The 12,146-nt window shown below is 57.3% G+C and carries 11 protein-coding genes; 5 read left to right on the top strand and 6 right to left on the bottom strand.

Going from position 1 to position 12,146, the window contains the following annotated elements; all coding sequences use genetic code 11:
* The first annotated feature begins 50 nt into the window (after nt 1–50).
* Complete coding sequence (locus tag AC1MEA_RS18315) at nt 51–1,457, top strand: MFS transporter (RefSeq protein ID WP_480416998.1); 1,407 nt, start codon at nt 51–53, stop codon at nt 1,455–1,457.
* 227 nt (nt 1,458–1,684) lie between these two features.
* Here AC1MEA_RS18315 and AC1MEA_RS18310 read toward each other — a convergent pair whose 3' ends face one another.
* Nucleotides 1,685–2,584: a LysR family transcriptional regulator gene (locus tag AC1MEA_RS18310; protein ID WP_480416997.1), complete on the bottom strand. Its 900-nt coding sequence runs from the start codon at nt 2,582–2,584 to the stop codon at nt 1,685–1,687.
* A gap of 109 nt (nt 2,585–2,693) precedes the next feature.
* Here AC1MEA_RS18310 and AC1MEA_RS18305 point away from each other — a divergent pair, with 109 nt between their 5' ends.
* From AC1MEA_RS18305 to AC1MEA_RS18290, 4 genes are read left to right on the top strand one after another with little or no spacing between them, the layout of a single operon-like run.
* On the top strand, nt 2,694–3,323 hold the full coding sequence (locus AC1MEA_RS18305) for an NADPH-dependent F420 reductase (RefSeq protein ID WP_480416996.1): 630 nt from the start codon (nt 2,694–2,696) through the stop codon (nt 3,321–3,323).
* A 19-nt stretch (nt 3,324–3,342) separates the two neighbouring features.
* Nucleotides 3,343–4,185, top strand: coding sequence for a DODA-type extradiol aromatic ring-opening family dioxygenase (locus AC1MEA_RS18300; protein WP_480416995.1), 843 nt, complete (start codon nt 3,343–3,345; stop codon nt 4,183–4,185).
* A complete protein-coding gene (locus AC1MEA_RS18295; protein WP_219060114.1) occupies nt 4,178–4,849 on the top strand; it encodes an alpha/beta hydrolase in 672 nt (223 codons plus the stop codon). The genes AC1MEA_RS18300 and AC1MEA_RS18295 overlap by 8 nt, the downstream gene beginning before the upstream one ends.
* Before the next feature lie 17 nt (nt 4,850–4,866).
* The gene (locus AC1MEA_RS18290; protein WP_219060115.1) at nt 4,867–5,268 is read left to right on the top strand and encodes a DoxX family protein; all 402 of its coding nucleotides are present in this window, start codon (nt 4,867–4,869) and stop codon (nt 5,266–5,268) included.
* Between the two features lie 201 nt (nt 5,269–5,469).
* Here the strand turns inward: AC1MEA_RS18290 and AC1MEA_RS18285 are convergent, their stop codons facing one another.
* From AC1MEA_RS18285 to AC1MEA_RS18265, 5 genes are all read right to left on the bottom strand, one after another.
* Nucleotides 5,470–6,252, bottom strand: a complete 783-nt coding sequence (locus AC1MEA_RS18285) for a (S)-acetoin forming diacetyl reductase (RefSeq protein ID WP_219060116.1) — start codon at nt 6,250–6,252, stop codon at nt 5,470–5,472.
* Between the two features lie 128 nt (nt 6,253–6,380).
* Nucleotides 6,381–7,712: a carbohydrate porin gene (locus AC1MEA_RS18280; RefSeq protein WP_480416994.1), complete on the bottom strand. Its 1,332-nt coding sequence runs from the start codon at nt 7,710–7,712 to the stop codon at nt 6,381–6,383.
* Between the two features lie 121 nt (nt 7,713–7,833).
* Nucleotides 7,834–9,282 (bottom strand): NADP-dependent succinate-semialdehyde dehydrogenase, encoded by a 1,449-nt coding sequence (gene gabD, locus AC1MEA_RS18275; RefSeq protein WP_480416993.1) that lies wholly within the window; start codon nt 9,280–9,282, stop codon nt 7,834–7,836.
* Between the two features lie 104 nt (nt 9,283–9,386).
* Entirely contained in the window at nt 9,387–11,057 is a 1,671-nt protein-coding gene (locus AC1MEA_RS18270) for a flavin-containing monooxygenase (RefSeq protein WP_219060119.1), read from the bottom strand.
* A 161-nt stretch (nt 11,058–11,218) separates the two neighbouring features.
* The gene (locus tag AC1MEA_RS18265; RefSeq protein WP_219060120.1) at nt 11,219–12,019 is read right to left on the bottom strand and encodes an SDR family NAD(P)-dependent oxidoreductase; all 801 of its coding nucleotides are present in this window, start codon (nt 12,017–12,019) and stop codon (nt 11,219–11,221) included.
* Nucleotides 12,020–12,146: the final 127 nt, after the last annotated feature.

Below are 12,146 nucleotides of genomic sequence, written 5' to 3'. Positions count from 1 at the left end.
AATGCTGCCAGCGATAGCCAGGCACGCCCTGACTTCGCTGGCGGTGGCTGATGGACTCACAACCACGACATGCCTGGGGCTGTGAAGCAGTGACCGCTATATCCAAATCACCCTCTTCGTTACGCGCGATTCTGACCGCTGCCTGTCTGGGGTTTCTTGTCGTTCAACTAGATGTCAGCGTCGTGAACGTCGGCCTTGGCGCCCTTAAGAGCGCATTCGGCACTGACCTCACAGGCCTGCAGTGGGTCATTAACAGCTACGCGCTGCCGTTTTCTGCCTTGCTCGTCCTGGGGGGCGCATGGGGCGACAAGTGGGGGGCAAAATCCGTCTTTGCCGCGGGTTTCGCTATCTTTACCCTCGCCTCCGTTGGCTGTGCTCTCGCCGACAGCATGACCATGCTGATCACCATGCGCGTCGTCCAGGGCATCGGCGCGGCCTTGCTGATACCGACATCACTCACCCTGATCCGCGTGTCATTTCATGACCCTGATGCACGTCGTGCCGCTGTTGCGCTTTGGGGCGCCTGTGGGGGTATCGCACTGGCGGCCGGTCCCGTGATCGGTGGCCTGATGATCGAGTACTTCGGCTGGCGAAGCGTATTTCTGCTTAATATTCCGATCGGCCTGCTGGCGATCGGGCTGATCCTGCACTACGCCCCTGCCTCTCCTCGGGTTGATAAGCACGTCGACATTCCAGGGCAAATCAGTGTTGCGATTTGCCTGGCATCACTGACCTATGGCTTGACCGAATCCAGTGCAAAAGGTTGGGTAAGCGAAACACTCACCGCGATGGCAATTGCCGTGACCTGTGCAGTGGCATTTATTCTGATTGAGCGGCGGGTAAAACATCCGATGCTGCCCGCTCACCTGGCCAAAAACAAAGTGCTGGGGAGCATGGCGCTCGCAGGAGCTGCGATCAATCTGACATTTTATGGAACGGTCTTTGTTTTCAGCATTTACTTTCAAACATTCCTGCACTACGACGCGTTCAAAACGGGGTTGTCATTCATCCCGCTGACGGCGGTGCTGACACTTTCAACGATGCTCTCGTCAAGGTTCGCCAAACGGTTCAGTGCCACTCGCATTATCACGACGGGTTTCACGGTTCAGGTCGTCGGGTTCATCGCCCTTTCGCAAACCACTTCCAACACCTCGCTCTGGTTGCTCAATGGTGCGCTGATGCTGGTGGGTATTGGCAGCGCCATGTCAGTACCGTCCATCACCAACTCGATGCTGTCCTCGGTCACGCAGCACGACGCGGGCATCGCCTCCGGCCTGATGGCCTCCGCGCGGCAACTGGGCGGAGTGATAGGCGTCGCGGTCTTCGGCACGATGATCGCCCATTCGGATAAGGCCGCTTTTTCCGCCGGGCTATCCACCGCAATGCTGTTTTCAGCGCTGGTTTTGGCACTCTGCATCGCCGTAAACCTGTACGCAGCCTCTGATCAACGTCAATAAGCGCCGGCATGGGTGAAGAGGCGCCCCCTCGCGCCCTGAATCAACTGCGCCATTTCTTCAACTGAATGGGACGTTACTTTGAACCACCCACTGAACAACCAATCGCTTCTCTCGCTGCTCGGCGAAGACGTTCACTCCTGGCATTGAAGAACACGGAAAAGTTCGCCAGCGACCTGCGGGGCTTTCTGGATAAGGGCTGAGTCAGACTGTGCCCGGCGAAATGCCCACTATTGCTCCCATTGAGGGTGGGCAAATCGCTCAGCCAGAAAATTGATCAGCACCCGGACCTTGGTCGCCAAGTGCTTGCGTGTGGGATAGACCACGTAGATGCCCAGTTCGACCGACTGGTACTCAGGCAAAATCTCCACCAGGTCCCCCGCCCGCAAATCCTCGGCCACCATGAAGCTGGGCTGCAAGGCAATACCGCCACCCGCCAAGGCAATACTGCGGCAGGTATCACCATTGTTGCAGCGAACGATAGAGCGGGTGCGCACACTTTCGCTGCCGTCAGGGCCCTGGAACTGCCATTCATTGCCGCTGGCGAAGTGGGTGTAGGCAATCACCCCGTGCTGTGTCAGATCCGCCAAGGTGCGCACTTGAGGGTGGCTCGCCAGATAGTCGGGCGAGGCACACAAGCACATCCGCGTGCCCGCTAGACGGCGCCCTACCAGGGACGAGTTTTCCATGCGGGCAATGCGAACAGCGGCATCGAACCCCTCCTCCACAAGATCCACCAGCCGGTCGTTCAAGCTGATGTCCAACTCAACGTTGGGGTAGGCCTTCATGAAGTCGCCCCATAGCGGCGCCAAGTGCAGCACACCGAAACTGACCGGTGCATTCACCCTCAAAACGCCACTGGGTTCCGGTGCTGTGGACGATACGGCCTCCTCGGCCTGATCCATGAGCGCCAGGACTTCACGCGCCTGGTGGTAAAACTGGCGCCCCTCCTCCGTCAGTGAAAGACGTCGAGTCGTGCGGTGCAGAAGCCGCGCACCGAGTCGTTCTTCAAGGCCGCTCACATAGCGCGAGATGGCCGCCTTGGACATTCCAAGGGGCTCGGCCGCACCGACAAAGCTGCCTTTATCGACCACGGTGCAGAAGACCTGCATCTCCAGCGCTCTGTCCATCATTGTCTCGATAAGTGGAACGGTTAGTCGCATTTGGCCTTATTTATCTCAATATCTCAACCTATAAACTGAGCCCATCGAAACGCACATCAATGCAAATGAGGTCGCTATGAAAATCACAGTAGTGGGTACCGGCAACATGGGTTCGGCGTTCGCAAAACAGCTGTCCAGCGTTGGCCATATCGTTCGTATCACGGGCCGCGACATCGACAAGGCCAAAGCCCTGGCCGCTCAGTTTGACAATGTCAGCGCCTATCCGGCTGCCGAGGCACTGGGTGACAGCGACGTCGTTGTCGTTGCAACCGCCTACGAAGATGCCGCCAAAGCGCTGCAAAGCTTGGGCAACCTGCAGGGCAAGGTGGTTATCGACATCACCAACCCATTGAGCGCCGACTACATGTCGCTGACCATTGGGCACATCACCAGCGCGGGCGAGGAAATTGCCAAAGCAGTGCCTCAAGCCCATGTCGTTAAAGCGTTCAACACCCTTTTCGCCCAAGTGCTTGCCGACGGCCCTACATTCGCTAATGACCAGCGCGGCAGTGTGTTTGTCGCCAGCGACAGCGAGCGGGCCAAACAGACCGCGACCGCCTTGGCACAAAGCCTGGGTTGGAACACGGTTGACGCGGGTGCACTGATCAATGCCCGTTATCTGGAGCCATTGGCAGGCTTGAATATCTACCTCGGCTACGGCGCAGGTCTGGGCGCGTCCATCGCCCCTGTCTGGCTTAACAAGTAATCATTGAGGAGTATTCACCATGAACACTTCGTTCCCCCTGTTGTTTGTGTCTCATGGTGCTCCGATGTTTGCCATCGAGCCTGGCCTGGCGGGTCAAGGTCTGGCCGAGCTCGGTCGCGAACTGCCGCGACCTGATGCCATCGTCATCCTCTCCCCGCATTGGATGACGCGTGGCGAAATCAGCGTTACAGCGAGCATCGCTCCTGAAACCATTCACGATTTCGGTGGTTTTCCCGACGCGTTGTACCAGTTGCGCTACCCAGCACCCGGTGCTCCAGCCTTGGCCGCTCATATCGTGGATCTGCTGCAGAATGCGGGATGGAAGTCGCGGCTTGACGCCCGCCGAGGTCTGGACCACGGCGCTTGGGTACCGCTGCTGCATCTGGCCCCTGAGGCAGACGTTCCAGTCGTTCAGGTATCGATGCCTGCCAGCCTCGATACCCACCAGGCCTGGAAATTGGGCCAAGCCCTCAAGCCACTGCGAGATATGAATGTGCTGATCGTGGCTTCCGGAAGCCTGACCCATAACTTGTATGAGTTTCGGGGCGCGGCCCGCCATGGGGCCGATTACGTGAAAGAGTTTGCGGCCTGGACAGCCCAAGCCCTGCAGGCGGGCAACACCGATTTCCTGCTGGACTATAAGCAGCACGCACCTTCAGCCGAACGTGCCCACCCGACTGATGAGCATTTTTTACCGTTGCTCATCGCCCTCGGCGCGGCCGGCGAACACTATGAGACTCGTGTCCTGGAAGGCGGCGTGAGCTATGGCGTACTGGCGATGGACAGCTACCTGTTTTCTTCGAACAACCCTGGTGGATTCGACTCCACTCAACCCAGCCAAGGCGTTACAGATCATGCGTGATACCTCTTTTTCCGAAGCCGCTCGCGAGCCGCAAACGGGCCTGTTTTTCCGCAAAGGGAGCCGTACTTCGGCGCCCAAGGGTCGCCTGCTTCTGCTGCATGGCGTCGGTTCAAATGAAGCGAATCTCGCGTCATTGGCCGCATCGCTGCCCGAGGAGCTGGAAGTGATTCTGCTCCGCGGTCCGTTGCAGGTTGGCCCACAAGGCTTCGCTTGGTATCAGGTGAACTTCACCAGCAGCGGCCCTTCGTTCAATCAAGAGCAGGCGGAATCCAGCCGGCAACTCTTGCAGCGCTTCATAGAGGCGCAGCCCAAGCTGCCGACCGTGATCGCCGGCTTCAGCCAAGGCGGCATCATGAGTGCAAGCCTTGGGGTCACCGAGCCCGAGCTGGTTGCAGGTTTCGCGATATTGAGTGGCCGGATGCTGCGCGAACTTGATCCCCGGATCGCTTCAGCCGATCGGCTCAAGTCGGTCTCTGCCTTCATCGCCCACGGTCATCAGGACAACGTCCTGCCGGTGGATTGGGCGAAAGAGGCGGACGCCTGGCTGGATCGAATCGGCGTCGTCCACGAAACACATTTCTACGACATGGCCCACGAGATTGTCGCTGAAGAACTGGCCGATTTTTCGCAATGGCTGACCAACACGTTGTCACTTTCCAAATAAACAAAAGGAACTGCACCATGATCGACTCACGTACCGCTCCATACGCCGCCTTCGTAATGCGCTTGGCTCTCGGCATCATGTTCATTGCCCACGGCCTTACCAAAGTGCTGGTGTTTACCCCGGCAGGTACCGCAGGCTTTTTTGAATCCATTGGTTTCCCAGGCTTCCTGGCCTACCCGGTCATGGCCTTTGAAGTCATCGGCGGTTTGATGCTGGTGCTGGGTATCTATGCGCGCTGGGTAGCCGCTCTGGCAGTGGTTCAACTGTTCGTTGCCGCGACCGTCCACTTCGGCAATGGCTGGAGCTTCACCAACGCCAATGGCGGCTGGGAATATCCTGTCTACCTGTCCGTAACGGCACTGGTTGTAGCGTTGCTGGGTGATGGCGCCTTTGCGGCAAAGGCATCCAACAAAGCGTAAGCACCTGCAGACTCAAAGCCTGCCGACGCACTGGGAAGCTCCAGGGCGTTGGCAGTTTGCGTTCAGGCAAGCGTAACGGTTCACGTCAGCCCACCGTCAACGCTTCAGACCTGGACACGGCGTCGTCAATCAGCTTGATTGATTGGCGACGCCTGCCCGGGGCTTATTTTTCTTCGGTAGTGCACAGCGGCTAGTCAAGACTTAATTAAATACCATTCCACCATCAATAATTACGGCCTGACCTGTCATATAGTCAGAATCAGGGCCGGACAAGAATGAAACACAGCCAGCAACATCCTCCGGCTGAGAAAGTCTCTTTAACGCAATATGCTGGGCAAATTGCTCCATTCCCCACTCAACGCTTTGATTAGCATTGTCCGCCACATCTTGGGCAACCTTGCGCATCATGGGTGTATTCACAATACCAGGGCAATATGCATTCACCGTAATGCCGAGGTGGGCCAACTCCCTGGCCGCCGTTTGGGTGATACCACGCACTGCAAATTTAGTCCCACCATACACAGCCAAGTCTGGATTCCCGACATGACCTGCCTGCGAGGAGGCACTGATGATTTTGCCACCGTGCCCCAACGTTTTGAATGCATTTACAGCGGCCTGTATACCCCATAAAACACCACCCACATTGATATCAAACGTTCTCCTGTAAATCTCTGGCGTAATAGATTCAATGGGAGCAATAGGCGCAATACCCGCATTATTGATGACAACGTGTAGATCGCCCAGACCATCCACCGCTTCCTGCACGGCGCTGAAGACATCATCGCGATCGGCCACATCAACTTTTATCGCCAAGGCTCTCCCGCCCTCTTTTTTGATTCTTTCAGCAACATGACGTGCGGTTTCAATATTCATATCAGCACAGGCCACCGCAAAACCATCTGACGCCAATCGCAACGCAATGGCCTCACCGATCCCTTGACCTGCACCGGTAACAAAAGCAACTTTTCCCTGGGATTTACTCATTTTAGTTTTCCTTCTCAATCGTTATGGGGAAATTAGACAGCGAGTACTTACTGCTCTGACACCGACGCTACAATGTTCAATTGCGTATAAAAACGCCGCTTTAGCAGACGGGCTAATGAGTCAAACGCTTAGAAGCTCGCCTGGAGCTTCACGCCTGCGACCAGAGCGTTATCCACTTCGTAAACGCCGCCTGGATTACGGACGTACTGCACGTTCGGGCGCACGGTCAACCAGTCGGTGACATGAACGCCATAGTTGAGCTCAATGTTGTATTCACTGTGCTGGACGGGGACGTATTGCGGGTTGTCGTAGTCGTCAATGCCCGTGCTTTCATTGATCTGGCGTTGGCGTTTGGTCACGGCATCGTTGACCAGTAGCCGAGCGACACCCAGGCCGATGTCATCCTTAGGCCGGGCATCGAACGGGCCTTTGTAGACCGCGCCGATGTTCTGGAAACTCTCGATGCCGCTGGTGGCCTTGTCGTGGACGGTCACGCTGGCAAAAACGCTCAAGCCACGTGACGTATCACCGTGATGGGAGGTGAGTTGCTGCTGGCCCATGATCCACGCGCCATGTTTGCTGCTGCGGGATTTGGGCGCCTGGCCACTCAACCCTTGCGGATCGCCGTTAACATCGTCAAACACATCATTGGCGCTGGCGCTGCTGTGGTAGTAGCCCAACCGGTATTCCCCCGGCAGCGCTTCGCTACCCAGCGTCGGTTTCCAGATCACCTCTACGGGCACCAGCGCGCCTTTGGTACCGCTGCCGCTGAGTTTGAAGCCGTTGCCGGTCTCCAGGTTCGAAGGGTTTTGCTCGTACACCCCGACCTGCACCGCCCACTGTTCATCGATGTTGTAACGAACCCTCCCTCCCCACTGGCTGACGGGACCGCTGTACCAGACATCACCGGCGACGTTGCCGATGGGTGCACTGCAGAACGACAGGCTCTGGAAGTCACAAGGGAAACTGTTGAAGTCTTCGTTGACCCCCAGGCGCCCCAGCTTGAGGTCCAGTGCGCCGTCGAAAAACTTTTGTCGATACCACATCTGGGTCAGGCGCCAGGTTTGTCCCCGGCCCCACACTTCCTGAACGGAACTGAGCTGGCCCGTACGTGGATCAGCAACCCGATCATTAGAGAGGTTGTTGCCGTTGCGCTCGGTCACCAATAACTGGAACTCTGCGTCATTCCAGCCCAGCAGTTTTTGCAGATCCAGGTGCGTCCCCAGGGCCCACTGCGCCGTGTAGCGTGCGGTGCGGTCATGGTTGTAGCCGCCATGGACATTGGTGGCCGCTTCACCGGTGTACCCGACGATGACGTCCACACCCTTTTCCAGTAACTCGCTGCGTACCCCTCCCCAATCTCCCGACCCCCACTGCGATGAAGGGTCAGCGGCGGATACGGGTAAAGCAATGCACGAAAGAAGCCCGAGCCCCAACGGCAGTTTCCAAGAGATGTACATGTCGATTTATCCTTGTTTTTATGTTTTACGACACAGCGTTAACTGGACCGCAGGGCAATGCCGTTGCGGTCACGGAGAAAGCGATTCATTGAAAAATGGACAGTGGCGGGTTAACTGCCGGTTAGATGCCCGCCAGACACAGGTACTTGATTTCGAGGTAGTCCTCGAGACCGTACTTGGAACCTTCCCGGCCGACACCGGACGCCTTGATACCGCCAAAGGGCGCAGCCTCGGAGCTTATGATTCCGGTGTTAACCCCGACAATGCCGCATTCCAGGGCTTCACCGACGCGGAACACCCTGCCCATGTTCGCGGTGTAGAAGTACGCCGCGAGACCGAACTCCGTGTCGTTGGCTTTGGCGATGACCTCAGCGTCATCAAAGAAGCGGAAGACCGGCGCCAGCGGGCCGAAGGTTTCTTCCTTGGATACCCGAGCATGGTCAGGCACATCGATCAGGATGGTGGGTTCGAAGAAGTTGCCGCCAAGGGAATGCACCGCGCCACCCTTGATGACCTTCGCGCCCTTGGCCAACGCGTCTTCGATATGCTCGCGCACCTTGGCAACAGCCTTGCCATCGATCAGCGGACCCAGAGTGATCCCGTCGGCAAAGCCGTCGCCGATCTTCAGCGCACCCACCGCGGATGAGAGTTTGTCGACGAAGGTGTCGTACACCTTGTCGTGGACGTACAAGCGGTTAGCGCAGACGCACGTTTGCCCGGCGTTACGGAACTTGGAGGCCAGCGCGCCCTCCACCGCAGCATCGAGATCGGCATCTTCAAAGACAATGAACGGCGCATTACCGCCTAGTTCGAGAGAGACTTTCTTGATGTCGTGGGCGCACTTTTCCATGATCTGGCGACCGATTTCGGTGGAACCGGTAAAAGAAATCTTGCGCACGGCCGGGTTGCTTGTGAGCTCTTCTGCAATCTCCGCTGCCACGCCGGTCACCACCGACAGTACTCCTTTTGGAATGCCCGCCTGCTCGGCCAGGTACACCAACGCCAATGCCGAAAATGGAGTTTGAGAGGCCGGCTTGATGACCATGGTGCAACCGGCCGCCAACGCGGGTCCGGCTTTGCGGGTGATCATCGCGCTAGGGAAGTTCCATGGGGTGATGGCTGCGCAAACACCCACGGGTTGCTTGATGACCAGTAGGCGCTTGTCCACGGCACCCGGGATCAGATCGCCGTAAACACGCTTGGCCTCCTCCGCATACCACTCGATGTAGGACGCGCCGAAAGTGATTTCTCCCAGCGCCTCGGGCAATGGCTTGCCCTGCTCCAGGGTCATGATGTGGGCCAGATCGTGCTGATTCTCGATGATCAGGTTGTACCAGCGGCGCAACGTGTTGGCGCGCTCCTTCGCCGATAGCTCACGCCAGGCGGGCAGTGCGCGCTCGGCAGCCTCGATGGCACGACGGGTCTCGGCCTTACCCATGCGAGGGACCTGGCCGATGGTGACATGGGTCGACGGGTTGACCACGGTGATGGTGGTGTCGTTGTCGGCAGCCAGCCATTCACCGTCGATATAGGCTTGTTGGCGCAAAAGTTCAGGGTTGTTCAATATCACTGCAGGTTCTCCTTTGTGCGGCGCAATTGCGCCCGTTCAACACTCGCCTGGCCACTGGCGCAGCAGGCGAGTGCAACCGTTTTTGCCAGTCTCGCGGTTGTCGATCAGTGCAGTGCTTTTTGCGTTTGCTTGTCCGCTACACTCACGGCCTTGAACTTGAAGCCGCGGTATTCATCGTTTTTTACCGCCGTCAGTTGTTCGCTGAATGCGCCCAAGCCGCCCATGTAGAAGTAAACCTTGTTGCTCTTGCCGGGGATATTGGCGCCGAAGATCCAAGAGTCGGTCTTGGCGAACAGCGTCTGATCGGCGATTTCCTGGCAGGTCACGCCCCATTCATGTTCGCTTTGCGGATCGGGTTCCACGCATGCCAACTCGTTTTCTTCCATGAAGGTAATCAGCTCGGACACCCACTCCACTTCGGTTTCAATGGTGGGCGGCAGGTTGGTGAAAGGACCGTTGGGACCGAGGATCATGAACATATTGGGGAAGTTGGCGGTGGCGACCGACATATAGCTGGAGGGTCCGTCGGCCCAGTGATCGTTTATCGAGACATTGTCGCGCCCGCGAATATCAATGCGCTTGTAGTTGCCATCCACGGCATCGAAGCCGGTGGCAAAGACCAGTACATCCAGCTCGTGTTCCACCCCGTCCGAGGTGCGAATGCCCTTGGCGGTGATTTCCTCGATAGGGTTGGCCTTAACGTCGACCAGCGACACGTTGTCCCGGTTGAAAGTGGCGTAGTAGCCGCTGTCACACAGAGGCCGTTTTGCGTAAAGGTCGCGGGGCATCAACTTGCGTGCGGTTTCTGGGTCATTGACGATTTCGGCAATTTTTCCCCGCACAAAGTCCTGGGCAGCGAGGTTCGCTTCTTCGCTGGTGGCGATGTCATTAAAGGTTTGGAACATGTAGCGAAAACCGCCACCACCGTCCCAGGCGCGCTGAAATATGGCTTTTCGCTCGGCAGCGTCGACACTCATGGTTGGAATGTCGCTTTCCTGGAAACCGAACGCCAACCGCGAGGAGCGCACTTCTTTCCAGATGGCGTCGTAGTTGCGCTTGATGTCATCGACAAATTCGGGGCTAAGCGGGCCATTACCCACTGGCACGGTGTATTGCGCGGAACGCTGGAACACAGTCAAGTGGTCGACCGTTGGCGCGATGGCCGTGATGACTTGGCAACCGGTCGAGCCGGTACCGATGACGCCTACCCGCTTGCCCTTCAGCACAGCATCGGCAGGCCAGTTGGCCGTGTGGTACATAGGGCCCTTGAATTGATCAAGGCCATTGATCTTCGGAACGTTAGTCGCTGAAAGCAGGCCCAGCGCCGTGACGAGATACTTGGCGCTGTATTGATGCCCGTCATCGGTGGTGACCAGCCAGCGACTGCTTTGCTCGTCGAACACAGCAGAGGTGATTGCTGTCTCCAGTTGGATATCCCGGCGCAGGTCATGTCGATCAACTGCGTGGTTCAGGTAGGACAAGATTTGCGGTTGGGTCAGATAGCGAGTGGTGATATCCCACTCCTGGCACAGCTCTCGATCCCAAGAGAAGCAATAGACAAAAGACTCACTGTCAGATAACGCACCCGGGTATCGGTTCCAATACCAAGTGCCGCCGATACCGCCTGCCTTATCAAAGGCGCGAACGTTCAAACCGAGTTCATCGCGCAACTTCTTGAGCATATAAATGCCCCCAAAGCCCGCGCCAATCACTATGGCGTCGTAGTTAATGATGTCGGTGCCAACGGAACGTTTGGCCAGAACTGTAGTTGTCATTATGTTCTCCTGTTTCGGTCATTGCGCCCGCAGACTTCAATAACGGCAGCGCGTTTTTGAAAGCTGCAAGCAAGCCGCATCCGCCTCCCTTAACTAAGCGTCCAGGGAAAGTGGTTATCAACATTGGGGGTGAGCGGGTTAGTACATTCCCGCTAGCTCAACTAGAGCGAGAAGCCGCCATCGACGGCTATCGCCTGTCCAGTGACATGCGGCGCGCAGGCCAGGTAAACCGCCAGTTGGCCCATGTCTTCGACAGTTTGGGCTTCCCCTTGGGGCAGGAGGCTGGACTGGTGCCGCTCCCAGGACTGTACTTCCGTTTCTCCAGGTAGGGCCCAGCGTGCAGAAAGCCCTTCACCACCACGCCACATACCGGTGCCGACTACCCCTGGGCAGAGCGCGTTGACAGTGATGCCTTCGCGGGCAACTTCCTTGGCAAAGGCGTTGGTAAAGCCGATCACTGCAAATTTGGAAGCGCTGTAATGGGACAGATCCGGGAAACCGACTTTACCGGCAATCGAGGCCAGGTTGATGATTCGCCCGAATTTATGCTCGCGCATCAGCTTGAGTTCAGCCTGACAGCACAGGAATACGCCGCGAGCGTTGATGTTCATGATCCGGTCCCATTCGCTGACCGGTAATTCATCGACCCTGCCGAGGCTGACCACACCGGCGTTGTTGACTGCCACATCGAGACGGCCAAATGCCTGTCTGACCTGTTCAATCATGCTTGCGACGCTCTCGGCCTTGCTGACATCGACTTGCAGGGCGACAGCTCGACGACCCAGGGCGCGAACGTTCGCGGCGGCCTCTTCGGCGATGCCAATATCATAATCCGCGAGCACCAGGTCAGCGCCAGCCTGGGCCAGACTTAACGCAATGCCCTGCCCGATACCACGTCCAGCACCTGTCACCAGAGCAACTTTACCTATAAGGGAGAAATCGACAGCTTTGGATTCGCTCATGTGATGCCTCTGTTCATTATTGTTATTGAGATACGGCCGTCTCATGCGGCCCACTGAGACAGTCAGAGCAAGTCGAATGCCAATACCGGAATAACAGGCTGAAAGGTCCGTAACAGAGCGGTTGAGT

This window comes from Pseudomonas sp. ASL8 (assembly GCF_056680355.1).
Note: the sequence above shows the minus strand (reverse complement) of the source record. Positions and strands in the feature narration are given on the sequence as shown.

Coding starts and splice junctions, on each gene's coding strand:
- AC1MEA_RS18315 (WP_480416998.1), top strand. CDS start 51: ATGGACTCACAACCACGACATGCCTGGGGCTGTGAAGCAGTGACCGCT.
- AC1MEA_RS18310 (WP_480416997.1), bottom strand. CDS start 2,584: ATGGACAGAGCGCTGGAGATGCAGGTCTTCTGCACCGTGGTCGATAAA.
- AC1MEA_RS18305 (WP_480416996.1), top strand. CDS start 2,694: ATGAAAATCACAGTAGTGGGTACCGGCAACATGGGTTCGGCGTTCGCA.
- AC1MEA_RS18300 (WP_480416995.1), top strand. CDS start 3,343: ATGAACACTTCGTTCCCCCTGTTGTTTGTGTCTCATGGTGCTCCGATG.
- AC1MEA_RS18295 (WP_219060114.1), top strand. CDS start 4,178: ATGCGTGATACCTCTTTTTCCGAAGCCGCTCGCGAGCCGCAAACGGGC.
- AC1MEA_RS18290 (WP_219060115.1), top strand. CDS start 4,867: ATGATCGACTCACGTACCGCTCCATACGCCGCCTTCGTAATGCGCTTG.
- AC1MEA_RS18285 (WP_219060116.1), bottom strand. CDS start 6,252: ATGAGTAAATCCCAGGGAAAAGTTGCTTTTGTTACCGGTGCAGGTCAA.
- AC1MEA_RS18280 (WP_480416994.1), bottom strand. CDS start 7,712: ATGTACATCTCTTGGAAACTGCCGTTGGGGCTCGGGCTTCTTTCGTGC.
- AC1MEA_RS18270 (WP_219060119.1), bottom strand. CDS start 11,057: ATGACAACTACAGTTCTGGCCAAACGTTCCGTTGGCACCGACATCATT.
- AC1MEA_RS18265 (WP_219060120.1), bottom strand. CDS start 12,019: ATGAGCGAATCCAAAGCTGTCGATTTCTCCCTTATAGGTAAAGTTGCT.